18 protein-coding genes are annotated in these 26,330 nt (G+C 44.1%); 10 read left to right on the top strand and 8 right to left on the bottom strand.

Annotated elements, in window-relative coordinates; all coding sequences use genetic code 11:
* Positions 1-65 precede the first annotated feature (65 nt).
* From nadK to D6V41_RS01615, 5 genes are all read right to left on the bottom strand, one after another.
* A complete protein-coding gene (nadK, locus tag D6V41_RS01635) occupies positions 66-938 on the bottom strand; it encodes an NAD(+) kinase (RefSeq protein WP_136249743.1) in 873 nt (290 codons plus the stop codon).
* A gap of 92 nt (positions 939-1,030) precedes the next feature.
* Positions 1,031-1,822, bottom strand: a complete 792-nt coding sequence (locus D6V41_RS01630) for a 3-hydroxybutyrate dehydrogenase (RefSeq protein ID WP_136249742.1) — start codon at positions 1,820-1,822, stop codon at positions 1,031-1,033.
* A 34-nt stretch (positions 1,823-1,856) separates the two neighbouring features.
* Positions 1,857-2,936 carry an extracellular catalytic domain type 2 short-chain-length polyhydroxyalkanoate depolymerase gene (locus tag D6V41_RS01625; protein ID WP_168710927.1) on the bottom strand — a complete coding sequence of 360 codons (1,080 nt, stop codon included), beginning with the start codon at positions 2,934-2,936 and terminating at the stop codon, positions 1,857-1,859.
* 80 nt (positions 2,937-3,016) lie between these two features.
* Positions 3,017-4,372: an E22 family MetX-like putative esterase gene (locus D6V41_RS01620; protein WP_241664393.1), complete on the bottom strand. Its 1,356-nt coding sequence runs from the start codon at positions 4,370-4,372 to the stop codon at positions 3,017-3,019.
* 13 nt (positions 4,373-4,385) lie between these two features.
* Complete coding sequence (locus tag D6V41_RS01615) at positions 4,386-5,681, bottom strand: GntP family permease (protein WP_136249740.1); 1,296 nt, start codon at positions 5,679-5,681, stop codon at positions 4,386-4,388.
* A gap of 271 nt (positions 5,682-5,952) precedes the next feature.
* On the opposite strand from D6V41_RS01615, the gene D6V41_RS01610 reads away from it, so the two are divergent.
* Complete coding sequence (locus tag D6V41_RS01610) at positions 5,953-8,313, top strand: TonB-dependent receptor (protein ID WP_136249739.1); 2,361 nt, start codon at positions 5,953-5,955, stop codon at positions 8,311-8,313.
* Positions 8,314-8,430: 117 nt separating this feature from the next.
* Positions 8,431-9,072 carry a response regulator gene (locus D6V41_RS01605; RefSeq protein WP_136249738.1) on the top strand — a complete coding sequence of 214 codons (642 nt, stop codon included), beginning with the start codon at positions 8,431-8,433 and terminating at the stop codon, positions 9,070-9,072.
* Positions 9,073-9,075: 3 nt separating this feature from the next.
* Here D6V41_RS01605 and D6V41_RS01600 read toward each other — a convergent pair whose 3' ends face one another.
* Both D6V41_RS01600 and D6V41_RS01595 read right to left on the bottom strand, forming a co-directional pair.
* The gene (locus D6V41_RS01600) at positions 9,076-10,152 is read right to left on the bottom strand and encodes a GGDEF domain-containing protein (RefSeq protein ID WP_136249737.1); all 1,077 of its coding nucleotides are present in this window, start codon (positions 10,150-10,152) and stop codon (positions 9,076-9,078) included.
* A gap of 71 nt (positions 10,153-10,223) precedes the next feature.
* Positions 10,224-13,676, bottom strand: coding sequence for a PAS domain-containing hybrid sensor histidine kinase/response regulator (locus D6V41_RS01595; RefSeq protein ID WP_241664392.1), 3,453 nt, complete (start codon positions 13,674-13,676; stop codon positions 10,224-10,226).
* A gap of 131 nt (positions 13,677-13,807) precedes the next feature.
* Between D6V41_RS01595 and grpE the strand changes: the two genes are divergently transcribed.
* The 5 genes from grpE (at position 13,808) to ahr (ending at position 19,740) form a co-directional block, all read left to right on the top strand.
* On the top strand, positions 13,808-14,476 hold the full coding sequence (gene grpE / locus D6V41_RS01590; protein ID WP_136249736.1) for a nucleotide exchange factor GrpE: 669 nt from the start codon (positions 13,808-13,810) through the stop codon (positions 14,474-14,476).
* A 138-nt stretch (positions 14,477-14,614) separates the two neighbouring features.
* Entirely contained in the window at positions 14,615-16,555 is a 1,941-nt protein-coding gene (dnaK, locus tag D6V41_RS01585; protein ID WP_136249735.1) for a molecular chaperone DnaK, read from the top strand.
* Between the two features lie 115 nt (positions 16,556-16,670).
* Positions 16,671-17,801: a molecular chaperone DnaJ gene (gene dnaJ / locus D6V41_RS01580; RefSeq protein WP_136249734.1), complete on the top strand. Its 1,131-nt coding sequence runs from the start codon at positions 16,671-16,673 to the stop codon at positions 17,799-17,801.
* Between the two features lie 383 nt (positions 17,802-18,184).
* The gene (locus tag D6V41_RS01575; protein WP_136249733.1) at positions 18,185-18,661 is read left to right on the top strand and encodes a c-type cytochrome; all 477 of its coding nucleotides are present in this window, start codon (positions 18,185-18,187) and stop codon (positions 18,659-18,661) included.
* Between the two features lie 71 nt (positions 18,662-18,732).
* On the top strand, positions 18,733-19,740 hold the full coding sequence (ahr, locus tag D6V41_RS01570) for an NADPH-dependent aldehyde reductase Ahr (protein WP_136249732.1): 1,008 nt from the start codon (positions 18,733-18,735) through the stop codon (positions 19,738-19,740).
* A 116-nt stretch (positions 19,741-19,856) separates the two neighbouring features.
* On the opposite strand, the gene D6V41_RS01565 is transcribed toward ahr, so the two are convergent.
* On the bottom strand, positions 19,857-20,594 hold the full coding sequence (locus D6V41_RS01565; protein ID WP_136249731.1) for a cytochrome b/b6 domain-containing protein: 738 nt from the start codon (positions 20,592-20,594) through the stop codon (positions 19,857-19,859).
* Positions 20,595-20,650: 56 nt separating this feature from the next.
* Between D6V41_RS01565 and dapB the strand changes: the two genes are divergently transcribed.
* From dapB to carB, 3 genes are all read left to right on the top strand, one after another.
* Entirely contained in the window at positions 20,651-21,454 is an 804-nt protein-coding gene (gene dapB, locus D6V41_RS01560; RefSeq protein WP_136249730.1) for a 4-hydroxy-tetrahydrodipicolinate reductase, read from the top strand.
* Positions 21,455-21,838: 384 nt separating this feature from the next.
* The gene (carA, locus tag D6V41_RS01555; RefSeq protein ID WP_136249729.1) at positions 21,839-22,993 is read left to right on the top strand and encodes a glutamine-hydrolyzing carbamoyl-phosphate synthase small subunit; all 1,155 of its coding nucleotides are present in this window, start codon (positions 21,839-21,841) and stop codon (positions 22,991-22,993) included.
* Positions 22,994-23,002: 9 nt separating this feature from the next.
* Positions 23,003-26,233: a carbamoyl-phosphate synthase large subunit gene (gene carB, locus D6V41_RS01550; RefSeq protein WP_136249728.1), complete on the top strand. Its 3,231-nt coding sequence runs from the start codon at positions 23,003-23,005 to the stop codon at positions 26,231-26,233.
* Positions 26,234-26,330 lie beyond the last annotated feature (97 nt).

Genomic DNA, 26,330 nt, shown 5'->3' with positions numbered 1-26,330 from the left:
TATACAGTATTTAAATTTCTGTAAAGCCTGACAATCAGATCATTTTTTAATTAGTTCAACGCGCCTCAGTAAAGCTTGCTACCCCAATTGAGCTTTGTGCGTAAAACATTGAAGTAATTATAGTCGGGTGGATGCACAAGCGTAAGATAGTTTTTGTTTTTGCGAATTTTGATGTAATCGCCCGGTTCTACGGCAATAACAACATGACTATCGCAGCTGATTTGCACGCTGTCAGTATTTTTGTCTGATATTTTAAGTGTAATTTCACTGTTTGCGTCAACCACAATGGGTCGTGAACTTAAAGTATGCGGAAACATCGGCACCAAGGTTAGTGCGTCCAAATGAGGGACCAAAATTGGACCACCGCCAGATAGTGAATAGGCAGTAGAGCCTGTTGGCGTGGCAATAATAAGCCCGTCGCTGCGTTGGCTAAATACAAAGTCACTTCCCACGTAAAGTTCAAACTCCATCATGTGGGCGACTTTGCTGTGGTGAAGCACTACTTCATTTATGGCGCTGTGAGATTGTTGTAAGCGACCGTCTTTAAATACTTGCGCCTCTAATATGAAGCGTCTTTCGCGATAGGTTTTATTATTGAAAATGTGCCCTAGTTGGGTAGCGATATCTTCTGGATTAATATCCGTTAAAAACCCTAAATTACCCCGGTTAACACCAACCACATCAACATCAAACTCGGCTAAGACCCTTGCCGCGCCTAACATATTACCGTCTCCACCAACCACAATGGCCAGGTCTGCCTGTTGGCCAATTTCTTTGAGGCTGGCCGCTTGCACGTTTTCGTCAATGGCTTCAGAAATACGGCTTTCTACCAGTACCGTGCAATCACGTTTTTTTAGCTCGTCTATGAGTGTGTTGATACTCACGTGAGTCGCTTTATGACTCGGTTTTCCAATTAAACCGACGGTGTTGTAGCGCATGTATTTCCTGGCAAAATGAAAGCGTTAGCGATTTATCTTTTTCGAAAGGTTATACAAGCTTGCGACAGTTGCAAGAAATTTTCAAAAAAAATTTATCGCGCCGTCCAGCCGCCATCTAAAATCAGGGTTTGACCTGTAATATTGCGGGCTGCATTACCCATTAAAAACGCAGCAGTTTCCGCTAATTCATCTACGCCAATAAAGGCCTTTTTAGGCATCGGTTCAAGCATGATTTTATTAACCACATCGTCAACGCTCATATTGTTTTCTTTCGCTTGCGCAGCGATTTGTTGTTCTACCAAAGGAGTTTTGACATAAGCGGGACAGAGTGTATTAATGGTTACGTCAACATCTCCGGTTTCAAGTGCGAGTGTTTTGGCAAAACCTAATAAGCCATGTTTAGCCGCCACATAGGCAGATTTAAATGGGGAGGCAACCACTGAATGAATACTGCCCACATTGATGATGCGTCCAAAATTTTGCTCGCGCATGTGCGGCAGAAATGCCTGAGTCAAAAGAGCAGGACCAACCAGCATAACGTTGATTAGCAATTGCCATTTGTCTGCCGGGAAATCCTCCAACCTACTGACATGCTGAATGCCTGCATTGTTTATGAGTACATCTACCGGTGTAGATTTCAATTTTTCAGGCAGTGCGGCAATTTCACTCGCATTAGACACATCCAGTTCAACCGCAAGTGCGTCTTCGTCTGATTTGCCTGCAGTGTCTATCAGTTTATTAACTGCATTTTGAGCAGCGCTTAAATTAATATCAGCAATAATGACTCGATGGCCTAAATCGCTCATGTGTTGAGCAATGCCAAAACCAATGCCGCTTGCTCCGCCCGTTATAAAGATGTTTTTCTTTGCTTGTGTTGTAGACATAAAATGAATTCCAATTGGCGTAAATGTTAAGGTATTAATCCGATTTAGACGAGGCTAATGCATTTACTATATTGCGGATAGCCTGAATTTGTGGCCCCTTTTGATTGGCATAATTTTCGTCAGTATAGCCCCACCAATCCCAGCACCCCTGAGGGTTAAGCGGCATGAACATCGACTTTTCCACTTGAGGGTAGAGCACAACAATATCATTACTTTGCGCCCAGCGATTAAAACCAGCATGAGCAGCATAGGTGGAACCTACATCCTCTGCGCTTTGATTGCAGCCATGAAAACTAACATGCAGCTTGCATGACTGACCTTTCTGACATGTCTCAGGAATATAAATATACGCTTTATCGGCAATTGAGCTACCAGATAAATCACTTAGCTCAGTTACATCCAGAGTAAAAAGCGATTGATTTGCTTTGTCATCTACAGGCGTTTTCAGTCCATCGTATATAAAATTGAGTATTTCGCCAGCAGCATCATAGTCACAATTGCCTATAAAAGGTGACTCTGAGCTTTTGCAGTCTGTTCCATAGTTTAAGGTTGGCATGTGGTGCGCGAAATCTTTATCGCTTATATAACGGAAGTTTGTTTCGCCGAGCCACTGCTCATATTGTCGAGCAAGCAAATCAGCGGCTTTACGGTTCACCGTTGTATCATGTTTGCCATGAATGAGAATGACTTTGTCATCAGTTAGCGACTCTTTTGATGCAAGCAAGCCGTCCTGTAAAAAACGCTCGTATGCTTCAATAAAAGGTTCATTTGTGATGGAATTTGAAATTTTATTCACGCACTGGCCCAGGGCGATAGCAATGTCATTAAGCGCGCAGTAATAAGGCCCCGCGCCAACAATACCCGCGCCAACAATAATGTCGGAATGGGAGAGATGAAACTGAGTTGCCATATAGCCACCGGAAGACAAACCACTTACTGAACTTTGCTTCAAATCGAGGTTTAAGCTTGAAAGTGCGTCATTAGGTAGGAGCTTTGGTGTGTAATCTGCATAATCTGTATTAGCTGCAAAAGTATCAGCACTTAATATTGCGGCGGTCACAACCAGCGCCGACAGCGTTTTAAAAGTCGTAAGAATGGCAGAATGTAATCTCATATGTATCCTTGTCATTTAAACATCTAAAATAGTATTATCTTTCGAGCAGTACTGCGTTTGTTGCAGTTAAAAACCCAAAATTACTCAGCTAAAAACGCACGTATAGTATCTGCATGAGCTGCAATACCTGACAGTCCCTCAAGATGCCCTAAACTGCCATCCAAATAGATAAGTTCAACATCTGAGCCTTGAGACTTCATCATCTCAGCCGCAAGCTCTGCGTGATAGGGCATCAGTAACAAATCTTGCCTGGCGGGTATAAAAAGTGTTTTTGCCTTAATCGACTTGAGTCCTTGCGCCAAATTGTCTTTCATGCCGGTCAGAAACAACTGATTCGCGCGCACCAGATACAAAAGATGATTTGCATCCATTTTTTCGGCTCGCTGGGCAGCACGCAGCATTAGCCAGTCAACAATGGGAGGGTTATTTCGAATGTTATAAAGAGATGTGTTTTGCTTTTCATCTTCATTGTGAGCGTTTGGCGATGCGTTAATTTGAGTGTTCATACTATTGAAAAACTCAGGTGCCAGTGCGCTTTGAGTAATCAGCGCAAGTGCGGCAGTAAGCCCTTTATTAGGATGCTGATCTTTTGGTAGATGATAGTAATTACCGTCATTCCAATTAGGATCCAGTTTGATAGGGATGGTCCATTGCTGAAGCAGTGCACTTGTCCAACCGTCGGCGGCAGCTGAACCGATAACCGAAATGAGCCTGGGAACCCAGTCAGGATAGGCTGCTGCCCACTCAATAGCTTGCATGGAACCCATTGATGGGCCAGCTACTGCATAAAGCGAGGTAATCCCTAACGACTCGAGTACCGACTTTTGAACGTTCACAAAATCGCGCATAGTCACTACCGGAAACCTTAGGCCGTAGGGTAAGCCGGTATCGGGGTTAATGCTGGCAGGGCCTGTAGTGATAACCTTATCGTCATAGGCGCTGATGTTAACCAAGCTGTCAACACTGATGACAAAAAAACGTTCGGTATCAATTGCCTTTCCAGGGCCTATTATGGCATCCCAATACCCTGGCTCTTCATCATTTTCATGGTATTTGCCAGCCGCGTGTGAACTGCCAGTAAAGTAATGGGTTATAAGAATAGCATTTGACTTATCCTCATTGAGTTTGCCATAACTTTCCCATCCGACGCGCACATTTTTTATCAGCTCCCCACCATATGTGGTGAAACGCTCAATTTCATGCACATTTTTATGCACTATCATGCTTGTACCTTGAATGTCATTTTGTGATGTTGTGTGTGAAGATACTGAAGTATTGCCTTTTTCAGACTCAATTGCGTCTTTTTTAATCTCACTTGCGTTAGCAACACCCGAATTAACGATTATCAATAAGCCCATGCAGAAAGATAGCAGGCGTTTTTTACAGATGTTCATGTGGCGAGCTCGAGAATAGCCAAATTGATTGTTTACAAACATTGCACCTGCTTCCCTAGAATAAAATAAATAAGCCGATAGCGGCTGCCAGGCCAATTAATGGCACAATGACCGTCAAGGCCGCCATGGGACCATAGGCTGCCTGATGCGTTTCGTGACAGATTGCGCGAATGGTTGTGACCACATAACCATTATGAGGTAGAGAGTCCAAAGCACCAGAGCTTATTGACACAATTCTGTGTAATTCTTCCGGATCAACCCCTTGGTCAAGGTAATAAGGCCCCACTAAGGGAAGCGCAATCGCTTGTCCGCCTGAAGCCGAACCCGTCAGTCCAGCAATAACCGAAACTGCGATGGCCGCGCCTATCAGCTCATTACCTGGAATCTGCGTCATAATTTCGACCGTACTTTGAAAGGCTTCTGTTGTGCGCGCAATGGCGCCAAAGCCAACCACTGCGGCAGTGTTGCCAATAGCAACCAATGCGCCAGTTGTGCCTAAATTTACCGCAGCACCCAAATTCTGGAAGTGTTTGAAGTTTATTAACATTAAGGTCAGTACACCACTTCCCAAAGCGACGATAAGGGCCATTTCTTTGTATTTTTCATGAAACAGAAACGAAATGATCAACACCACAAATAGTGGAATGAGACCGGTAACGGGATGCGGATAGTCGCGCTTGTGGATGATCGGGTCTTCAGGCTTTGTGTGAAAGCCTTCGCCCGCTGCAACGGCTTTTCCCACCATTTTTTTAAGCCACCAATAACCAAAAACAGCCATAAAGACTGCAACCACCGCACTGACTTCCCATGCTGCAAAAGGAGAGGTACCCAAATACTTAATTGGGATCCAGTTTTGAATTTCAGGTGAACCAGCCGACGTCATAGTAAAAGTGACTGAACCGAAAGCCAAGGTGGCAGGAATAAAGCGTCTGGGCAAATTTGCGTCTTTAAATAAGCTCAAGGCCATGGGGTAAACCGAAAAGGCAACGACAAAAACGCTCACGCCACCGTAAGTAAGAATTGCGCAGGCAGCAACCACTGCAAAAATAGCGCGTTTATAGCCAAGTTTATCGATAATAAACTTGGCGAGGGAATCTGCTGCACCGGTATCTTCCATGAATTTACCAAACAGCGCGCCAAGTAAAAACATAAAAAACCAGCTGGCAATAAAGCCGGTGAAGCCACTCATATACGTTTGAACGAAATTGCCGTCACCCACAAAAATCGCCATATTACTGGTAAGCGCAACAATGATTGCGCAAAGTGGTGCGGCAATGAATAAATTCATTCCCCGAATAGTGAGCACAATAAGCAGTGCCAACCCACCTATGAGTCCAATTAAGCTAAGCATGTAAGTTATCCTGTTATTATTGTAAGCCTTAAACACTTTGAATTATGTGTTCAGGCGCTTTATAAATCTGTGACCGCAGATCGCCAGGATAATGCATATGTAAACACCGCTACGGTGTTTACTGCCTTGGCCGTTAGTGTGATGCAAAACCCTAAGCATGCCCATAGTACGATGGTACTAGTTATTTTTTAACCATTTTAACTTAAATTTGACACCAGACCGCAATCCCAGATGTTTAACACACAATATAATAAAAACTTAGGGAATTATTATGACATCCAAGCAATTATTACCTTCACGAGATATCGCAAGCAGAAGCTTTAAGGCGACTGCTTGCGCGTTGGCAGTAAGTGCAGTGCTCAGTGCTCCGCTTGCAATTGCACAAGAGAACCAAGAAACACCAGAAACGAGTGAGTCTGCTTCGCAAGCGCTTCAGGAAGCACAGGCAAGAGGCACGCTCGAACGTATCGAAGTAACGGCGCGCCGCACAACTGAATCCCTTCAAGAGGTTCCAATTGCAGTAACGTCTGTGTCGGGTAATGAATTACAAAATATCGGTGCACAAGTTATCACCGAGCTTCAGCAATTTTCTCCGAATACGACCTTACAAACCAGTCGCGGTACAAACTCTACGCTAACAGCCTTTATTCGAGGTGTGGGTCAACAAGATCCACTGTGGGGTTACGAGCCTGGCGTGGGCATTTATGTAGATGATGTATACATTGCCCGTCCACAGGGCGCAGTATTAGACATTTTAGATGTACAACGCATTGAAGTCCTTCGCGGTCCTCAAGGCACGCTATATGGAAAAAATACCATTGGTGGTGCGGTTAAATATGTTACCAAAGAAATGTCTGGCGATACTGAATTTAATGCTCAGGCAACCCTTGGAAGCTACTCTCAACAAGACGTGAAAATTACCGGTCAGCTACCAATTATTGAAGACCAGCTCTATTTGGGAGTGGGTTATGCCAATCTTACCCGTGACGGATACGGCACCTATTTACGTTCGGCGTTAGATGGACAAGACAGAGAAAACTACAACAAGGATCTTTGGGCAGCAAGGGTAAGTCTTGAATATCGCCCAAGCGACGATCTCTTTTTCCGCCTGGCATGGGATAAAACCGAGGATACGTCTAACGCAAAAGGTGGCTATCGTTTACTGCCAAGCTTGCTCACTGATGCTCCAGTGCCAGACAAGGTTTATGATTCCTACACCAGTTTGCCTACCTTCAATGAAGTTGATTTAGAAGGGTGGAGCTGGCTTGTCAGATATGACGTAAACGAAAACCTGGAGCTTAAATACATTGGCTCAGACCGAGAAGGTTATTCACCTACCAATATCGATTTTGACAATACCTCGCTGGATATTTTTGATGTACCTGCAGAATATCGGGACGAAAATACCACTCACGAACTTCAGGCTAATTATGCCGGCGACAGTTATAAAATTGTATCGGGCTTATACTACTATGATGGTGAGTCATGCGGTAACTTCAATGCTATCTTAGGCTTTCTAGGGCGCGCGGCTTTCGGTGTGCCAGGGTTGACCAGAGAAGTTGCAGGTTGTAATAACTCTGAAAGCTGGGCAGTTTACACGCAAGCATCGTTTGACATTACCGAAAACCTTTCAATGACGCTGGGCGCTCGCTATACAGATGAAGAAAAAACAGCCATTGTTAATAACGGACTTGTATTTTACAACCTTTACCCAGCCACTGGATGGGTGCCTGGTTTTGTGCGACCAGAAGGCCAATTGGTTCCAACCGTATTGGGTTCTGACTCAAATGGCGATGGGGTACTTGATGCACCTAAATCCGATAGTTGGCAACGCTTTACACCTCGAGTTGGTTTAGAGTATTCACTGGATGAAGACACACTGATTTTTGCCAGTTTTGCACAAGGCTTTAAATCAGGCACCTTTAACCCGCGGGCTGAACAAAATGAGCCAGGCGTCAATCCTGAAATAGTGGATTCATATGAATTAGGCTTAAAACGCGACTGGAATTCTCAACTGCGTACTAACTTGACCTTGTTCTCATATGACCATAAAGATCGCCAATATATCGCAGTTGGCGGGGCAGGAGACGGCACCACTTTAAATCAGTCACTGCAAAATGCTGCTGAAACGGCAGGCAGCGGTTTGGAAGCTGAAATAACCTATGTTGCAACCGACAACCTGACGTTTGACTTTTCACTGGGTATTTTGAATTTTGACATTAAGCGAAATGACGTAATCCCGCCGCTAATTGGTTTGTCGAACTCGCCAGAGCATACTGCAAACCTGGCGGCTACTTACGTTCTGGATACGGATGTAGGTTATTTCACATTTAATGCAAATTACTATTACCGTGATGATTATCTGCTGTTTGAAACCAGCGAATTACTTGAGCAGGATGGTTACGGTTTAGTGAACTTAAGCGTCAACTGGGAAAGCGTGGAAGGCAATTGGTATGCTAACCTTACCGCTAAAAATATAACGGACGAAGAGTATTTGGTCGGGGGCTATAACTTTGTCGGTCCAGAAGATGCAAGCGGTAATTTGACGCCTGGTTTAGGCGGAGATACTACCCTGATTGGTTATTTTGGTGACCCAAGAACGGTGCACCTTACCGTTGGCTATCGTTTCTAATCATGTGTGTTGGCGGCTTCGGCCGCCTTTTTTGTCTGGGTGTGTTGAACTTTACTACTTTCTACGTAAATTTTGCTACTATGCCCGGCAGTCTTATTTCAATCAGTCTTTCTCTATATGCTTAACAAACAAAGTGCGCTTATTGCAGATGACCATCCTTTATTCAGAGCAGCGCTTAATCAAGTTTTGTCTGAGCAATTGGGCTTAAATGTCCAACAGGCAAATGACTTTAAGCAAACGCAAGCTTATTTAAATATGCATCCTGACACCGATTTATTATGTCTGGATTTGAATATGCCCGACTCTGACGGATTAGGCGGCATAACCAGCATCCGTGCTGAGTTTCCTAATACCTTAATCATTGTAGTGTCAGCCGATGAAAACCAGTCAACTATTTCAAAGTGCATTGCTCTTGGCGCAAGTGCTTTTATTCCAAAATCGGTAGGCTTAGAGAGTATTTCAGAAGCGGTAAGGGCTGTGTTAGATGGCGAACAATGGCTACCGCCCGACTATCAAATAAGCGGTGATTTTGAGCAGGAAAATAGAGAGCTTCGTTTATTAGAAACGTTGACGCCACATCAACTTAAAGTGCTGAATATGATAGCGGGTGGCCTGTTAAATAAGCAAATTGCCTATGAGCTGAACATTTCAGAATCCACGGTTAAGCAACATGCCTCAGCCGTTTTGAAAAAACTCGGTGTAAATAATCGCACTCAGGCGGGAATTATGTACAAGCAGATGATGAGTATCGATGCTTGATTTTTAACTGAGCATTTTATCGCGGCCGGTGGCTTTTGCCTGATATAGCTTAATATCAGCCTGCCTGACGGTTTCTTCAAATGACATATGTCGATGCGCATTGGCAATGCCAAAACTCATGGTTACACCTGTTTCTTTCAGTACGGGAATCTGAATTTCTGCTTTAATACCGTGGCGTATTTTATTGACAACTTTTTCAGCCGTTTCGGTGTCGGCGTTTGCCAGAATAACCAAAAACTCTTCTCCTCCCCATCGACTGACGATATCAGAATCACGCACATTATCCTGAAGTACTTCTGCGACCCGTCTGATAACTTCATCTCCCACCTGGTGACCATGAGTGTCGTTAATTTGTTTAAAGTGGTCTACGTCTCCAAGCACAATGGTATAGGTATCAAAACTTCGCCTGCGCTGCTCGGTGTCGGACGTAGACATCAGGTCGTTTACAAATCGGCGATTGTAGGTGCCGGAGAGGGGATCCATATTAGCTTGAGAGAAAAGCTCCTTCTCATTAACAAGATTATCATTTCGCAAGTAAAGAATGGTAAAAATAAAGGGCAAGGCCGCGAAAAGCACATTCATGGCGTAAATCCATTCTACAATGAATATCAATTCGTAAGAATAAGACACATTTTTTGTAAACAAGGTCAAAAGAATAAAACTTATAACAACAAGTAAACACAAAAAAGTTGATTGCTTCAATTTATTGTTAGGTAGTGATAGAAGCAGACCTAAGATGGGCCAAAGATAGTATTGAAAACCTAAATCGGGGCCAACAAATAAAGTGGCAACAATGGCGTGACAATACATTTCAGCAGCGATGATGTTGACGCTTTTTTCAAATTGTCGTCTTTGCGACAAGAAGAAAGCAAAAATCCAAACCGCAACGCTTACAATGTTGAATATCACCATTGCAACCACGTCCATTAAGGCAAACAAAAACAAAAATGCAATGTGTGCAATAGCGCCCACAAAGCAAATTGTGCGCATAGAAGTCTCAAACCGCGTTAAGCCATGCCGACTTTCCAGTTCTTTGTAACTATCTTCAAGATGATTACGGCTGTTTACAGGGGCTTTCATTTACTTCCTTTTACGACAGGCAAGTTTAGCCGAAATTGTGAGTTCTGTTAGCGTTTATATCGGCTGTTATCTTACACGCTTAAGCGGCTTTGTATTAGTCTTTTTAAGGCAGCACTTTTAACAGGCTTGGGAAGGTAACGCATTCCATTTTCTATGGCTCTGGCCTGAATGGCCTCGCTACGGTCGGCAGAGCTTAAAATAAGAAGCGGCTTATGTGGTTTTGCTCCGACAAGATCCATGCAAACATCCACGCCGTTTTGCTCGCGATCCAAATGATAGTCGGCAATAACAATATCAAAGGGCTTATCAATGTTGAGTGCGGTCTCGCCATCTCTCGCGAAACTGAGTTTTGCGCCCCAGTCACCTAAAAGTGCGCCTAAGGCCTGGGCAATTTGTTCATCATTTTCAAGGATAAGCACTTCTTTATTAGAGAGAAAACGCTGATGTTTATCTGATGCAAAAAACGGTGATTGCGAGGAATGTTGTTTTCCTTTTATAGCTTTGGCAAGACTCAGACCAAAAGCGGTACCTTTTCCTAAGGTTGAAGTAAGGTGTATGTCAATGCCTAGCAAATTTGCGGTGCGCTCAACGATAGTTAATCCTAAACCTAATCCTTGCGAATTGTGTGAATTCGAGTGATCGCTCGTACTCTCAATCCGTTGAAACTCGTTAAAAATTCTCGATTGATTCGCTTTAGCGATGCCTCGGCCGGTGTCGACTACCATGATTTCGCAGCGATTTTGTTGGCGATGACGCACCCCTATCAGGATTTTTCCGCTGTCGGTATAGCGGATGGCGTTAGCAAGTAAGTTTTGAATCATACGGCTAAGTAAACGTCGATCAGTATTTACCCAAACGCTCGTTTTAACGTAATGCATGCTCAGTTGCTTTTGCGCTGCAATAACCGAAAATTCGTTTAGCAGTTTTCCCAAAAGATCATCGAGACAAAAATGACTGTAGCTTGGCGTGATTTTGCCTGTTTCCAGTTTGGTTATTTCAATAAGCATGCTTAGCAAGGAATCTGCACTCTCAAGAGACTGCATTAAATTTCTTGATATAGGCTGCAACTCAGACTTAGCCAGCTTTTCATGCAACATAGACGCAAATAGACTTGCCGCATTAAAAGGCTGCATCAGGTCATGTCCGGTTGCAGCCAAAAATCTGGATTTGGAAATGTTAGCCGCCTCGGCTTCAAGTTTTGCCGCCTCAAGTTCTTCGGTACGCTTGGCAACTCTTTGTTCCAAGTGTTTTTTCGATTGCTCTAGCTGCTGCTGAATAGCTATATATTCAGATATATCCGTAAAAGAGGTGATATATCCACCGCCGGGTAATGGATTACCTGAAATTTCGATAGTTTTATCGTTTGCATGTTGTCGGAGGTATTTATAAGCTTTTGAATCTCGCATCAGGCTTAAACGCTTGTCTATAGCCTTGTATATAAGATCTTTATCGTTTGCTTTGTGCCCTTGCTCATTTAACAAGCCTCGTTGTGCATTAAATTCCAATAAGGCTTTGACCGGCATTCCATGTTTTAAAAAATGCGCAGGATAATCGAACAAACGCTCATATTGCTGATTCCATGCCACAAGTTTCAGATCAGAATCAACTACACTTATTCCTTGCGGCAGATGCGCAATAGATGACTGCAAAACTTCGTGATTAAACTGAAAAGACTGTGTGGCCATTTCAACCAATTCGCTTAGTTCCTGGGTGTTGTCATAGTCAGTATCGGCTACTGCATTTAGCAGAATGCGTGCACTGGCGTTTCCTACGTGTTCTGCCAAAACCTGCTCGGCTTCCAATTGAAGAGCAATAGGAACAGTTTGTCCGCTTTGTAACTCGCGGGCCTGAAATTTTTGTTCAAAGGTGTTTGTAACATTTTGGGGTAGCACTTTGACAAGTAAGGCGCGCAACTTAGTCACTTCTATATTCATCGCAACACGCATTAGCTTATTTTCTAAAAATGGGGTCTTTAAACGGGATTGACCTAATACTGAACCAAGCAGACAAATGGCAGTGTTAATAGCCAAAGATATAAAAATGGCGTTTGCAAATAAGGTGTCGGAGGGCACCGGGGCAAAGTAATAACTCGATAGTATGGCAGGATAAAGCATCTGACCTGCAACGATAGCAGCGCCGGTGATAATACCAAAGGCAGCAGCATATGCGTGCATTCTTCTCCAATATAAACCAAGCAACATGGCAGGTAGAATTTGCGACATTAGTGCAATGGCAATGGTGCCTGATTTAACAAGCGGTGCAGCTTGGCTGACGTTTTGATGATACCAATAAGCGATAATCAGCAATATGATGATAGTGCCCTGGCGAATGCGCAAGAGCTGAATGGCACTTAGTTTCGGCCTCCCTTTTTTTAGCGCTTTTGAATATAAAAAAAGCGGCGTAAGCAAATTATTGGCTACCATGTTGCCTAGCGCAAGCGTTGCCACAATTATCATGCTGGTAGACGCAGCCAGACCGCCGATATAGGCAAGCAGCGTAATCAGATGATTGTTTTGCGAGATTGGAATTTGCAGAACGAAGTCGTCTGAGCTGAGATTTCCTGTTTGTAGTCCAACCGATTCCGGACTTAAAAGCAGCTGACCGCTTAAGGCTATGGGTAAGACAAATATTGTCATCAGCAAGAGATAACAGGGTAGCACCCACCTTGCTTGATTTAATTCAGCGTCGTTATTATTTTCAACAAAATTAATGTGAAATTGCCTTGGTAGAATAAACATAGAGGCTATCCCCAGTACAATATGGCTCATGTATATCCACGTAGCAAAGGGCGTTTCGAGTGTTTCTCGGGTGACGGGATTGTCAAGTGAACGCGCTAATAAATCTACCCAACCGTCTGATAGCGCATAAACGCAATAAAGACCGACGGCGCATAGCCCCAACAGTTTCAAAATTGACTCAAAGGCTATTGTAAACATAAGTCCATTACGTTTTGTTGTCAGGTTTAAGGTGCGAGAGCCAAAGACAATGGCAAATATGGCCATAAAAATAGCGACATACAAACTGATAGAGCCAGACAGCATGCTGTTTTGTGACGAAATGCTTAGCTCTGTCAGGTTTTGAACGGATTGCGGGCTATTTGTCATTAACGAGATAGCCGAGCTAATTGCGTCAAGCTGCAGCGCAATGTAGGGAATGACGCCGATAAAACACAAGATCACTACAATTGCAGCAAGGGCATTTGCATGCTGATATTCAATACCAATAAAGTCTGCAAGCGATGAAATTTTGTATTGGCGACAAAGACGGGCAATCTTTTTTAAAACACTAAAGCCAAAAAACATTACAAGTACAACGCCCAGGTAAGTAGGAACAATAGGCCAGCCAAACTGTAAAGCTTGGGTACTTGTTCCAAAAAATGCCCAGGACGTGCAGTGAATACCCAGAGCTAACGAATAAACGATACGAGGCGGTTTGCTAACACGATTGCCAGCAAATGCGACAGCAAACAGCACAAGTACATACAGCCCAGTAATCCAAGCTAGAGTCCAAATTGAAAACATCATACCTTCCGGGCGCTGGGCGTTTTTAAATCCGCAAAAAAATAAAAAAGTGCCTTGAAGGGGCTCAAAGCATCCCCATTATAGCCTCCACAGGTTAAAAATGAAGCGCGCAAGTATCTAAGGCGGAGAAAAAGATGAGTCAAAAAAAGGACGCGAATCAGGAGCATGAGCAACAGTCAAACGAAAGTTCGGCACATGCACAAGCAGCTCAGGAAAATGACAGTCAGGTAGAGTCTGCTGCGAGTGAGGATCACAATCCGGAACAAAACACTGAAACAGCTGAAGGGCAAAGTCTTCATGAAGCACAGATTGATGCGCTTGAAGAAGAGCTAGCGCAAGCGAAGGCAACAATCGAAGAACAGAAAGACAGCGTACTACGAGCACGTGCCGATATGGAAAATGCCCGTCGACGTGCAGAGCAGGAAGTAGACAAAGCACGAAAGTTTGCCCTTGAAAGATTTGCAGGCGAGTTGTTGCCTGTTATCGATAATCTGGAGCGAGCACTACAATCTGCAAATGCTGAAGACGAAGCCGTTAAACCTCTGCTTGAAGGGGTTGAGTTAACGCATAAAAGCTTTTTAAGCAGTATCGAAAAATTTGGAATGCAAGTGCTTGACCCTCAAGGGGAAGCCTTTAATCCAGACCATCATCAAGCTATGTCTATGCAAGAGTCCACAGAGCTTGCGCCAAATACGGTGATGGCGGTGATGCAAAAAGGGTATTTATTAAACGGCAGATTATTGCGTCCTGCCATGGTTATGGTGTCAAGAGCGCCAACTGAAGGCGTTGATACGCAAGCCTGACCAAAAAATCAGGAAATTTGCAAAATTTTTGTGGGTAATAGCAATAAATCTGAAAAATACCTATTGAAAATAAGGGTATTAACCCCACTAAGTTATCAACAAGTAGTTTAGTTAGAACAAGTTTTTGGAGAAATATACATGGGTAGAATCATTGGTATCGACTTAGGTACAACCAATTCATGTGTTGCCGTGCTAGACGGTGAAAAAGCAAAAGTTATTGAAAATGCGGAGGGGGATCGTACTACTCCATCTATCATCGCTTATTCTCAAGATGGCGAAACTTTGGTAGGACAGCCTGCCAAACGTCAGGCGGTGACTAACCCAAAAAATACCTTATTTGCAATCAAGCGTTTAATTGGCCGTCGTTTTGAAGACGAAGAAGTTCAGCGCGATATCGATATCATGCCTTTTTCGATTTTGAAAGCAGACAACGGCGATGCATGGGTAGAAGCTAACGGCAAGAAGATGGCACCGCCGCAAGTGTCTGCAGAAGTTTTGAAAAAAATGAAAAAAACGGCTGAAGATTATTTGGGTGAAGAAGTAACGGCTGCTGTTATCACCGTTCCTGCTTACTTTAATGATTCGCAGCGTCAGGCAACAAAAGACGCCGGTCGAATTGCAGGCCTTGAAGTCAAGCGTATTATCAACGAGCCAACAGCTGCTGCGCTTGCATATGGCATGGACAAGAAAAAAGGCGATAATGTCATTGCGGTTTACGATTTAGGTGGCGGAACCTTTGATATTTCAATCATCGAAATCGATAACGTTGATGGCGAGCAAACCTTTGAAGTACTTGCCACTAATGGTGACACCCATTTAGGTGGTGAAGATTTTGATAACCGCATGATTAACTATCTTGTGGAAGAGTTCAAGAAAGAGCAAGGCTTTGACTTACGCAAAGATCCGTTAGCCATGCAGCGCTTAAAAGAAGCCGGTGAAAAAGCGAAGATCGAGTTGTCTTCAGCTCAACAAACCGAAGTGAACCTGCCGTATATTACGGCTGACGCTTCAGGTCCTAAGCACTTGGCCATAAAAGTAACGCGGGCAAAACTGGAGTCGCTTGTAGAGGACTTGGTGAAAAAGTCGCTTGAGCCATTGAAACAAGCTCTGGCAGATGCTGATTTATCAGTTGGTGATGTACAGGATATTATTCTTGTCGGTGGTCAAACACGCATGCCGCTAGTGCAAAAATACGTGACAGACTTTTTCGGCAAAGCGCCTCGTAAAGATGTCAACCCGGATGAAGCAGTCGCAGTGGGTGCTGCAATCCAGGGCGGTGTATTGGCAGGCGATGTTAAAGACGTTCTCCTACTTGACGTAACGCCACTTACTCTTGGTATTGAAACCATGGGTGGTGTGATGACGCCATTAATTGAGAAGAATACGACTATTCCAACCAAGAAGTCTCAAACCTTCTCAACAGCTGATGATAATCAGTCGGCAGTAACGGTGCATGTGCTTCAAGGTGAGCGTAAACAGGCTTCTGGTAATAAGTCTCTTGGTCAGTTTAATTTGGAAGGTATTCGTCCTGCTCCACGCGGCACGCCTCAAATCGAAGTGACATTCGACATTGATGCGAACGGTATTTTGCATGTGTCAGCAAAAGATAAAGACACCGGTAAAGAGCAGAAGATCACTATCAAAGCCTCCTCTGGTTTGAGTGAAGAAGAAGTGAACCAAATGGTTCAAGACGCTGAAGCCAACAAAGAAGCTGATGAGAAATTCGAGAAATTGGTGGCTGCACGCAATCAGGCCGATGGACTGATCCATGCAACTCGCACCCAGGTTGAAGAAGCAGGCGACGATTTACCAAGCGATGATAAAGCGAAAATTGAAACGGCGCTTGATGAGCTTGAAACTGCGCGCAAAGGCGATGATGTTGAAGCTATCGAACAGAAGAGCCAAGCCTTGATTGAAGCGTCATCCAAGTTAATGGAAATTGCACAGGCTAAGGCAGCTGCCGGTGCAGGTGATGCTGGAGCAGAAGGTGCACAAGCGTCTGACAAAAACGCTAAAGCAAGCGGCGACGATGTGGTCGATGCCGAGTTTGAAGAAGTAAAAGACGACGATAAGAAGTAATTATCAATCGTACTGATAACACTTCTCGTGTTGACCATCAGGCGCAAGCTCTTTAGAGGGTTTGCGCCTCTTGTTTGTCAAAAAGAATCAAATGCAAGAGCAGGAATAGTGGTGTATGTCTAAAAGAGACTATTACGAAGTATTAGGCGTGGCGAAAGGTGCCAGTGAGCGCGATATTAAAAAAGCCTACAAAAAGCTCGCAATGAAATATCACCCCGATCGTGCGCAAGGTGATAAGTCTTTAGAAGATAAATTTAAAGAAGTGCAGGAAGCCTACGAGATTTTATCCGACGAACGCAAGCGTGCTGCCTACGACCAGTACGGACATGCAGGTGTTGATCCAAACCGCGGTGGTGGTGGTTTTGGTGGCGGCGGTGCCGATTTCGGTGACATTTTTGGCGACGTTTTCGGCGATATTTTCGGCGGCGGAAGAGGGCGACAGTCTCGTGCCCGTCAAGGCGCTGATTTACGTTATAACCTTGAAATGAGTCTTGAAGAAGCGGTTCGCGGTAAAGAAGTTGAAATTCGCGTGCCAACGCTTGTTGAGTGTGAAGTTTGTCATGGCTCGGGTGCAAAAAAAGGCAGTTCGCCAACAACTTGCCCTACTTGTAAAGGAAACGGTCAAGTCCAGATGCGACAGGGCTTTTTTGCCGTTCAGCAAACCTGTCCAACCTGTTCGGGTAAGGGCAAAATTATTTCTGACCCTTGCTCGCCTTGCCGCGGTCAGGGACGTGTTGAGAAAACAAAAACACTGTCTGTTAAGGTGCCACCAGGTGTTGACACAGGCGATAGAATTCGCTTAACAGGTGAAGGTGAAGCCGGAGAGCAGGGCGCGCCAGCAGGTGATTTATATGTACAGGTACATGTACGCGACCATAGTATTTTTACAAGAGACGGCAATAATCTGTACTGCGAAGTACCATTAGGTTTTACAACGGCCGCTTTGGGCGGGGAAATTCAAGTCCCCACGCTTGACGGTAAAGTAAAGCTTAAAATCACTCCTGAAACCCAAACCGGCAAAATGTTTCGTTTGAGAGGAAAGGGCGTTAAGTCGGTAAGAAGCGGTGCGGTTGGCGATTTAATGTGTAAGGTGGTGATTGAAACGCCAGTTAATCTCTCAAGTAAGCAAAAAGAATTGCTAGAAGAGTTTGAGGCGTCAATTAATGGTCAAAGTGCAAAGCATCGTCCGAAAGAAAAAGGATTTTTTGATGGTGTGAAGCAGTTTTTTGATGATTTAAAAAGCTAGACGCCTCCAAGCAATAAAGAAAGGTATTTCTTTATTGCTTCAATCTTCCAAATAAGCCGGATGTCATTATTAAGATCAATAGATCCTAAAATGCTTCCGGCTTTTTTATTTGCCGTTAGGCATCATGTAATTGCGTAACGGTAAGCATTTGCCTATAGTTAAGTCATAAATACAAGGCATTTACTTTATAAGCACACGGCTGAGGCCAGCAAACATGAGTGCAATTTTTCTAAAGTTTAGGTTAAAGCCCGTCAACCTCAATAAACTTGGCACCTCACTTTTTTCCCAGTGCCCTGCAAAATTAGTACAAACCAAAATCGCGTATTCGCGTAAGAGTAATAAACAATTATATTAACCATCAATAACTACACATAGGAACCGGTATGAAGAAGATCCAATTAATCAGTCTCATTACACTTGTGAGCAGTCTGCTTTTCAGTTTTGCTTTGAGCGCACAAACGGTGCAAAGCCAGAAGCAAGCCGAAGCGGCCGTTCAGTTTCGCCAGGCTATTTTGCAACTAGTGCGCAGTAATATGGGCCCGATGGGAGCAATGGCAAAAGGTGAAATACCCTACGATGCGCAACTGATGATTAAAAATAGTCAGCGTATTGAGCAGCTTGGATTAATGATGGAAGACTATTTCAGACCTGATACCCGTGAGTTTGATGTGGAAACGGCAGCGCTTGATAAAATTTGGGAGAATGAAGCCGACTTTTACAAAAAAGCGCAAGATATGGTAACAGCGGCAATAAATGTGCAGGAAATTGCTACAGCCGGAGCACAAGACGAGTATCGAAAAGCGATTGGAAGCTTAGGCGCTACTTGTAAAGCCTGCCATGATGACTATAAAGCGGATTAGTTAGCACATAGCTATATAAACGTCCTTTTAAAAGCTATGTTGAAATTAAATTAACACAGGAGTCTACATATATGACAAAAGCCTACGCCGCAGCAAAAGAGGGGGCTAAGCTGGAATTGATTGATGCTGATTTGCCACCCTTAGGTGCTAATGAGGTAAAAATTAAGGTCGCATTTTGCGGTGTTTGCCATTCTGATTTATCCATGATCAATAACGAATGGGGAATGTCGAAATATCCTTTGGTTGCCGGGCATGAGGTGGTAGGTGAAATTGTCGAGGTAGGCAGCAACGTAGAAAGTGCGCGCAAGGGGCAAATTGTAGGCCTTGGTTGGCACAGCGGCTACTGTTTGTCGTGTTCTAGTTGTGATCATGGCGATCATAATCTGTGTAGCGATGCCCAGCCAACCATTGCAGGCCGTCACGGTGGCTTTGCCGAATATGTTCAGGCTGACGAAAAAGCTGTGATTGAGTTGCCACAAGGTGTGGACATGAAATCAGCCGGGCCATTGTTTTGCGGCGGAATAACGGTATTTAATCCACTTGTTCAATTTGGCGTTAAACCGACTGATAAAGTCGCGGTAATAGGTATTGGAGGACTGGGGCACTTAGGTCTTCAATTTTTGAATGCCTGGGGCTGTGAAGTTACCGCATTTACTTCATCAGAAAGCAAGGCAGATGAGGCAAAACAACTTGGCGCGCATCATGTTATCAATTCGCGGGATGAAGATGAAATTGAAGCAGCAGCGAATCGCTTTGACATGATAATTTCAACGGTTAACGTAAAACTGGACTGGAATTTATACCTTTCTACACTGAAACCTAAAGGACGCTTGCATTTTGTAGGTGCTGCTCTGGAGCCACTGGACGTTGGTGTGTTTAATCTGATTGCCGGGCAAAAGTCCATAAGTGGCTCACCTGTTGGTAGCCCCGCAACGATCAAAGATATGCTCGATTTTGCGGCACAACATAACGTCAAACCCATGGTGGAAATGTACGATATGAGCCAGATAAACGAAGCAATTGAGCACTTGGAAAAAGGCGACGCAAGGTATCGCGTTGTATTGCAAGCGGATTTTTAGCCACTCGTTTTATCTCTTTGCTTGTTGTATTACCCCTCAGACACTACACATGAAAAGCCTGCAAGCGCGGGCTTTTTATTTTGAAGTTTGCGAGCGCAGCAATATCAATAATACCATTAATAATAATCGTATAATCCAGGCTCGGGCGCTGGCGGCAAAACCTCAACAATCAGATATACAGCAAGCACAACCAAGGCAACAACTATTAAAAACCGTAACCAATGTGTTTTTATGTTTCTAGCTGAACCGGCGATTTCCAATTGGTTTGACTGCTTTTCATCAACTTCTTTATTACCAGTAAACATGGCTTTAACGAGTTTTTGTTTTTTCTTTATCCGATAGTACGCAATAGCAATAAGATGCAATGCAATCAAGTACCAGAGTAAGGAAAACGCCTGATGATGCAGCCAATTCATAATATCGGCCACTTCGCTACTTACTGCCGAATAATAAGGCCCCTGTGAAAAAATTTCGTCTGTCATGAATAAGCCGCTTACTGCCTGGGTCAGCATTACCGCCAAAAGTGCTAAAACTGAATATGCGCCTAGCGGATTATGACCTAAATAGCGATGGGTTTGGCTTTTACCTCTCATGTATTGCCAGGCAGTGACAGGTGAAGCTAAAAAACTTGTGAAGCGAGCGTGATAACTGCCTACCATGCCCCAAATTATTCGAAACAAAATCAGTCCTAATGCGACATATCCACCATAAAAATGAAGCTGCATGGCGTCATCTAATATATCGCCAGTAACAAATTGAAAAACAAAAACCGTCACCAACAACCAGTGAAACAGGCGGGTGGGTAAATCCCAGACTTTAATTTTAATTTGATTGCCGTTTTTGGTTGAATCCATTGTGTTCATCTTCTATTGTTCGTTTAAGTTATTACAGGGATTATAAAGAGAAAATTATGATAAAAGTAGGCATCTTAGGTGCAAATGGTCGCATGGGGCGCGTACTTATTGATGCGACCTACCAGCATTCTAGCGCAGCACTGGGCTTTGCAAGTGTAAGAGAGGGCTCTCAATTCGTGGGTATGGATGCAGGAGAGCTGGCGGGTGTTGCCAAACAATATGTAAAAATTGAGGCACTACAGCCTCACTTGTTTGACAATGCAGACGTTGCGATTGACTTTACTCTACCCGCCGCGCTCGATTCTAATTTAAAACTGGCGATGGAGACTAAAACTCCTTTAGTCATCGGAACAACCGGATTACTCTCGTCTCACTTAAGTGCCATTAATGATGCAGCAAAGCATATCCCTATCGTATTTGCAGCAAACTATAGCGTTGGCGTCAATCTCATGCTGAATCTTGTGAAGCAAACAGCAAAAATTATGGGTAATCAATCTGATATTGAAATTATTGAAGCGCACCATCGCTATAAACAAGATGCGCCGTCAGGCACGGCAGTGGCGATAGGTGAGGCTATTGCAAATACACTTAATCGTGATCTGGGCAAATGTGCGGTTTACGGGCGAGAAGGCACAACAGGCGAGCGCGACAAAGACACCATTGGATTTGCAACTGTTAGAGCCGGTGATATTGTGGGTGAGCATACTGCGCTTTTTGCTGCATTAGGCGAGCGCATTGAAATCACTCACAAGGCCTCAAGTCGCTTAACCTTCGCAAACGGTGCATTAACAGCGGCCCAGTGGTTAAAAGATAAACCGGCAAGTTTGTACTCAATGCAAGATGTCCTTGGTTTAAAATAATCAATAAATTAAGCGTTAAATTAGTCAAAATGTGCCTTTGTTCTTATATTTAATAACAACGATGCGTTTTTCTTAGTTTGCTATTAATTTTTAAAAAGCATTAGACGCATTTGTGTTTGTTGTATATAATGCGCGGAATTTGCCAAAAATTAGTAACCTACTTTTTATTCTAAATTAGGTCCTAGGTTTTTGGTAGCACCAAAGCCCCTTATTTATAGGGCCTCGCGTGGATTTTCTTTTTTAGTATAGAGAAGTTGTTACGCGGTAAGTTTGGTATTTTTGGCAGAGACATAATGCGTTATTTGTAAAAACGACGCATAATTGCAAGAAATACTACTGTGAGTAGTATTTCTATTAGTTATCTCTATTTTATAGGAGGTTGACTTGGCTGTTTCTGCCCTGCTTGTATTGGCCGACGGTTCAGTTTTTAAAGGAACCGCTATTGGTGCACAAGGTAGCAGTGTTGGTGAGGTGGTTTTTAATACCTCGATGACAGGCTATCAAGAAATTCTTACTGACCCATCCTACGCTGAACAAATTGTTACCCTGACTTACCCACACATTGGCAATACCGGCACTAACCCAGAAGACGTCGAATCGAATAAAATTTGGGCCAAAGGCCTAATCATCAGAGATTTGCCATTAGTTGCCAGCAACTTTCGAAATACGCAGAGCTTGAGTGATTATTTATGCACAAATAACATTTTGGGTATTGCCGATATCGACGCTCGTCGTCTGACTCGAATTTTGCGTGAAAAGGGCGCGCAAAGCGGTTGTATTCTTACCTATGACAGCGAAAGCAATCCAGATGTAAACGATAAAATCTCAGAAGCACTAGCGCTTGCCAATGGTTTCCCTGGTCTTAAGGGAATGGATCTGGCAAAAGAAGTGTCGTGTGAAAGCACTTATATCTGGAACGATGGAGTATGGGAGCTTGGTGAGGGATATAAAACCAATCTTGCAGACTTACCTTATCACGTTGTTGCCTATGATTTTGGCGCAAAGAAAAATATTTTACGCATGTTAGTAGACAGAGGCTGCAAACTTACCGTTGTGCCAGCACAAACGCCTGCAGAAGATGTACTTAGCATGAATCCCGATGGCGTATTTTTATCCAACGGCCCTGGCGATCCAGAGCCCTGTGATTATGCAATCCGTGCAACTAAAGTTTTTTTAGAAAAAAAATTACCTGTCTTCGGCATTTGCCTGGGCCATCAGCTATTAGCCATTGCCAGTGGCGGTAAAACTGAAAAAATGAAATTTGGCCATCACGGCGCTAACCATCCGGTTCAGGATACGCGTACAAAACGTGTCATGATTACTTCGCAAAATCATGGCTTTGCAGTAGATGCAGACAGCTTACCTGACAATGTTGAAGTAACCCATGTATCGTTATTTGATAAGTCTCTACAAGGTATTGAGCTTAAAGACAGACCGGCATTTAGCTTTCAGGGACATCCCGAAGCAAGCCCGGGTCCACAAGATGCTGCTGCACTTTTCGACCATTTTATTGAATTAATCAAACAAGCTAAGCAATAGGAAAAGACGATGCCTAAACGTACCGATATCAAAAGCATTTTGATTCTTGGGGCTGGTCCTATTGTAATAGGGCAAGCTTGTGAATTTGACTATTCAGGCGCTCAGGCCTGCAAAGCCTTGAAAGAAGAAGGCTATCGCGTCATCTTAGTCAATTCTAACCCTGCAACCATTATGACCGACCCTGAAATGGCTGATGCGACCTACATTGAGCCTATCCATTGGGAAGTGGTTCGTAATATTATTGCAAAAGAAAAGCCCGATGCGATTTTACCCACCATGGGCGGTCAAACTGCGCTTAACTGTGCCTTGGATTTAAATAAACACGGCGTATTAGACGAATTTAATGTGGAGCTTATTGGCGCTACGGCAGATGCAATCGACAAAGCGGAAGACAGAGAACGCTTTGATCAGGCAATGAAGTCTATAGGACTTGAGTGTCCCAGAGCCGAAATCGCCCACGATATGGATCAGGCGCATGATGTGCTATCACGCATAGGCTTTCCTTGTATTATTCGCCCTTCGTTCACTATGGGCGGAAGCGGCGGTGGTATCGCGTATAACATCGAAGAATTTGATGAGATATGTGCGCGTGGCCTGGATCTCTCGCCAACATCCGAGCTATTGATTGATGAATCATTGATTGGATGGAAAGAATATGAAATGGAAGTGGTTCGCGATAAAGCCGATAACTGCATTATTGTGTGCACCATTGAAAACTTTGACCCCATGGGTGTGCATACGGGTGATTCAATTACCGTCGCACCAGCTCAAACGTTGACTGATAAAGAATTTCAGATTATGCGTAACGCGGCGATGGCGGTGTTGCGTGAAATTGGTGTTGAAACGGGTGGTTCTAATGTGCAGTTTGGCGTTGATCCCAAAACCGGTCGTATGGTAATCATTGAGATGAACCCACGGGTTTCTCGTTCTTCAGCCTTGGCGTCAAAAGCAACCGGCTTTCCCATTGCCAAGATAGCGGCTAAGTTAGCGGTGGGCTTCACGCTTGATGAGCTGGCTAACGATATAACCGGCGGGCTTACGCCAGCTTCTTTTGAGCCTTCCATTGATTACGTTGTGACCAAAATACCTCGCTTTAATTTTGAAAAATTTGCTGGCGCAAACGATCGTTTAACCACACAGATGAAGTCGGTGGGCGAAGTGATGGCCATTGGGCGCAATCAGCAGGAGTCTTTGCAAAAAGCGCTTCGGGGCCTGGAAGTTGGTGCCTCAGGTTTAGATCCAATTCTCGACTTGGATGATCCGGAAGCTAAAAATATACTGATTTATCAGTTGCGTGAACCCGGAGCTGAACGCATATGGTATATCGCAGACGCATTTAGAATGGGCATGTCTGTTGATGAAATCTTTAAATTAACCAATATCGATCCATGGTATTTGGTGCAAATTGAAGAGCTTGTTGAAATTGAAAAGCAGCTTAAACGCGTTGGATTAAAAGGCATAGATGAAAGCTTGATGCGTAGCATAAAGCGCAAAGGGTTCGCAGATGAACGCATTGCGCAACTAACCCAGGTGGCTGAAAGCGATGTACGCGAATTACGCCGAAAGCTCAATGTATTACCGGTTTATAAGCGAGTGGATACCTGTGCTGCCGAGTTTGCCAGTTCAACTGCCTACATGTACTCCACCTACGACGAGGAATGTGAAGCGCAGCCAAGCGATAGAGAAAAAATTATGGTGCTTGGCGGCGGACCAAACCGCATCGGCCAAGGGATAGAGTTTGATTACTGCTGTGTGCACGCTGCGCTAGCCATGCGAGAAGATGGTTACGAAACCATCATGGTCAACTGTAACCCTGAAACGGTGTCCACTGACTATGACACTTCTGATCGCTTATATTTTGAACCGGTGACACTTGAAGATGTGCTTGAAATTGTGCGCGTTGAGCAACCTAAAGGCGTTATTGTGCAATACGGCGGACAAACGCCGCTTAAATTGGCAAGAGCATTACAAGCCAATGGTGTTCCTATCATTGGAACATCGCCCGACGCCATTGACAGAGCGGAAGATAGAAAACGCTTTCAGCATATGGTGAATAAACTGGGTTTAAAACAGCCCGCGAACGCGACTGTGACTAACATGCAAGAAGCGCTTGAAAGCGCGCAAGAGATTGGTTTCCCATTGGTGGTGCGCCCCTCATATGTACTCGGTGGTCGCGCAATGGAAATCGTTTACGACATGAAGGATTTGCAGCGTTACTTAAATCAGGCAGTTGAAGTATCCAACGACAGCCCTGTTTTGCTTGACCGCTTTTTAGATGACGCGATTGAAGTGGATATCGATGCAATTTGTGACGGTGAGCAAGTGCTTATCGGTGGTATTATGGAGCACATTGAGCAGGCTGGGGTACATTCAGGAGATTCTGCTTGCTCGCTACCGCCTTATTCACTTTCTCAAGAAATTCAGGATGTAATGAGAGAGCAAGTCACCCAAATGGCGCTCGAGCTAAATGTTCGAGGATTGATGAATACGCAATTTGCGATCAAAGACAACGAAGTATATTTAATTGAAGTTAATCCGCGAGCAGCCAGAACCGTGCCTTTCGTATCAAAAGCAACAGGAGCGCCTTTAGCTAAAATTGCCGCAAGAGTTATGGCGGGAACCTCGCTTAAAGAGCAAGGTTGTGAGAGTGAAATTATTCCTCCTTTCTTTTCAGTGAAAGAAGTTGTTTTACCCTTTGCCAAATTCCAGGGAGTTGATCCGCTGCTTGGTCCAGAAATGCGCTCTACCGGCGAAGTGATGGGGGTTGGACTTGATTTTGAAGAGGCCTACGCAAAAGCAAATCTTGGCGCTTCTGCACCGCTGCCTAAAAAGGGCAAGGTGCTATTATCAGTGAGAGAAAATGATAAAGTACGTCTTATGGAGCTTGCAAAAGAGATGATTGCCAAAGGCTTTTCAATTGAAGCGACCAGCGGTACTGCCCGGGCAATGAATCAAGCAGGAATTGAATGCTCGGTTGTAAATAAACTGGACGAGGGAAGACCAAATATTGTCGACGCGATCAAAAACGGTGAGTACTGTTACATTGTAAACACAACTGAAGGGCGTCAAGCGATTACCGACTCGGTTTATATTCGACGAGAGGCACTGCTTAATAAAGTTGCCTACACCACTACTATGAATGCGGCCTTTGCGACCATGAAAGCCATGTCAGCAGATGCGATATCAAACGTTGCATCGGTACAAGAGCTGCATCAACGAGTAGCTTCACGTGCTCATTGAGTAAACGAATAGTTAAAATCGCTAGTGAATAGTGCAAAACTTTGCACTATACTTATCGCAAATCCGTAATGAAAAAACGAATGCAATCTTGCATTCG

It is taken from the genome of Ningiella ruwaisensis (assembly GCF_004798935.1).
GTDB classification, from domain to species: Bacteria; Pseudomonadota; Gammaproteobacteria; order Enterobacterales; family Alteromonadaceae; genus Glaciecola; species Glaciecola ruwaisensis.
This window is presented reverse-complemented; position numbering and strand designations above follow the sequence as displayed.

What these genes read in the sequence shown, in the direction of transcription:
- nadK (WP_136249743.1), bottom strand. Translation starts at nt 938, where the DNA reads ATGCGCTACAACACCGTCGGTTTAATTGGAAAACCGAGTCATAAAGCG.
- D6V41_RS01630 (WP_136249742.1), bottom strand. Translation starts at nt 1,822, where the DNA reads ATGTCTACAACACAAGCAAAGAAAAACATCTTTATAACGGGCGGAGCA.
- D6V41_RS01625 (WP_168710927.1), bottom strand. Translation starts at nt 2,936, where the DNA reads ATGAGATTACATTCTGCCATTCTTACGACTTTTAAAACGCTGTCGGCG.
- D6V41_RS01620 (WP_241664393.1), bottom strand. Translation starts at nt 4,372, where the DNA reads ATGTTTGTAAACAATCAATTTGGCTATTCTCGAGCTCGCCACATGAAC.
- D6V41_RS01615 (WP_136249740.1), bottom strand. Translation starts at nt 5,681, where the DNA reads ATGCTTAGCTTAATTGGACTCATAGGTGGGTTGGCACTGCTTATTGTG.
- D6V41_RS01610 (WP_136249739.1), top strand. Translation starts at nt 5,953, where the DNA reads ATGACATCCAAGCAATTATTACCTTCACGAGATATCGCAAGCAGAAGC.
- D6V41_RS01605 (WP_136249738.1), top strand. Translation starts at nt 8,431, where the DNA reads ATGCTTAACAAACAAAGTGCGCTTATTGCAGATGACCATCCTTTATTC.
- D6V41_RS01600 (WP_136249737.1), bottom strand. Translation starts at nt 10,152, where the DNA reads ATGAAAGCCCCTGTAAACAGCCGTAATCATCTTGAAGATAGTTACAAA.
- D6V41_RS01595 (WP_241664392.1), bottom strand. Translation starts at nt 13,676, where the DNA reads ATGATGTTTTCAATTTGGACTCTAGCTTGGATTACTGGGCTGTATGTA.
- grpE (WP_136249736.1), top strand. Translation starts at nt 13,808, where the DNA reads ATGAGTCAAAAAAAGGACGCGAATCAGGAGCATGAGCAACAGTCAAAC.
- dnaK (WP_136249735.1), top strand. Translation starts at nt 14,615, where the DNA reads ATGGGTAGAATCATTGGTATCGACTTAGGTACAACCAATTCATGTGTT.
- dnaJ (WP_136249734.1), top strand. Translation starts at nt 16,671, where the DNA reads ATGTCTAAAAGAGACTATTACGAAGTATTAGGCGTGGCGAAAGGTGCC.
- D6V41_RS01575 (WP_136249733.1), top strand. Translation starts at nt 18,185, where the DNA reads ATGAAGAAGATCCAATTAATCAGTCTCATTACACTTGTGAGCAGTCTG.
- ahr (WP_136249732.1), top strand. Translation starts at nt 18,733, where the DNA reads ATGACAAAAGCCTACGCCGCAGCAAAAGAGGGGGCTAAGCTGGAATTG.
- D6V41_RS01565 (WP_136249731.1), bottom strand. Translation starts at nt 20,594, where the DNA reads ATGGATTCAACCAAAAACGGCAATCAAATTAAAATTAAAGTCTGGGAT.
- dapB (WP_136249730.1), top strand. Translation starts at nt 20,651, where the DNA reads ATGATAAAAGTAGGCATCTTAGGTGCAAATGGTCGCATGGGGCGCGTA.
- carB (WP_136249728.1), top strand. Translation starts at nt 23,003, where the DNA reads ATGCCTAAACGTACCGATATCAAAAGCATTTTGATTCTTGGGGCTGGT.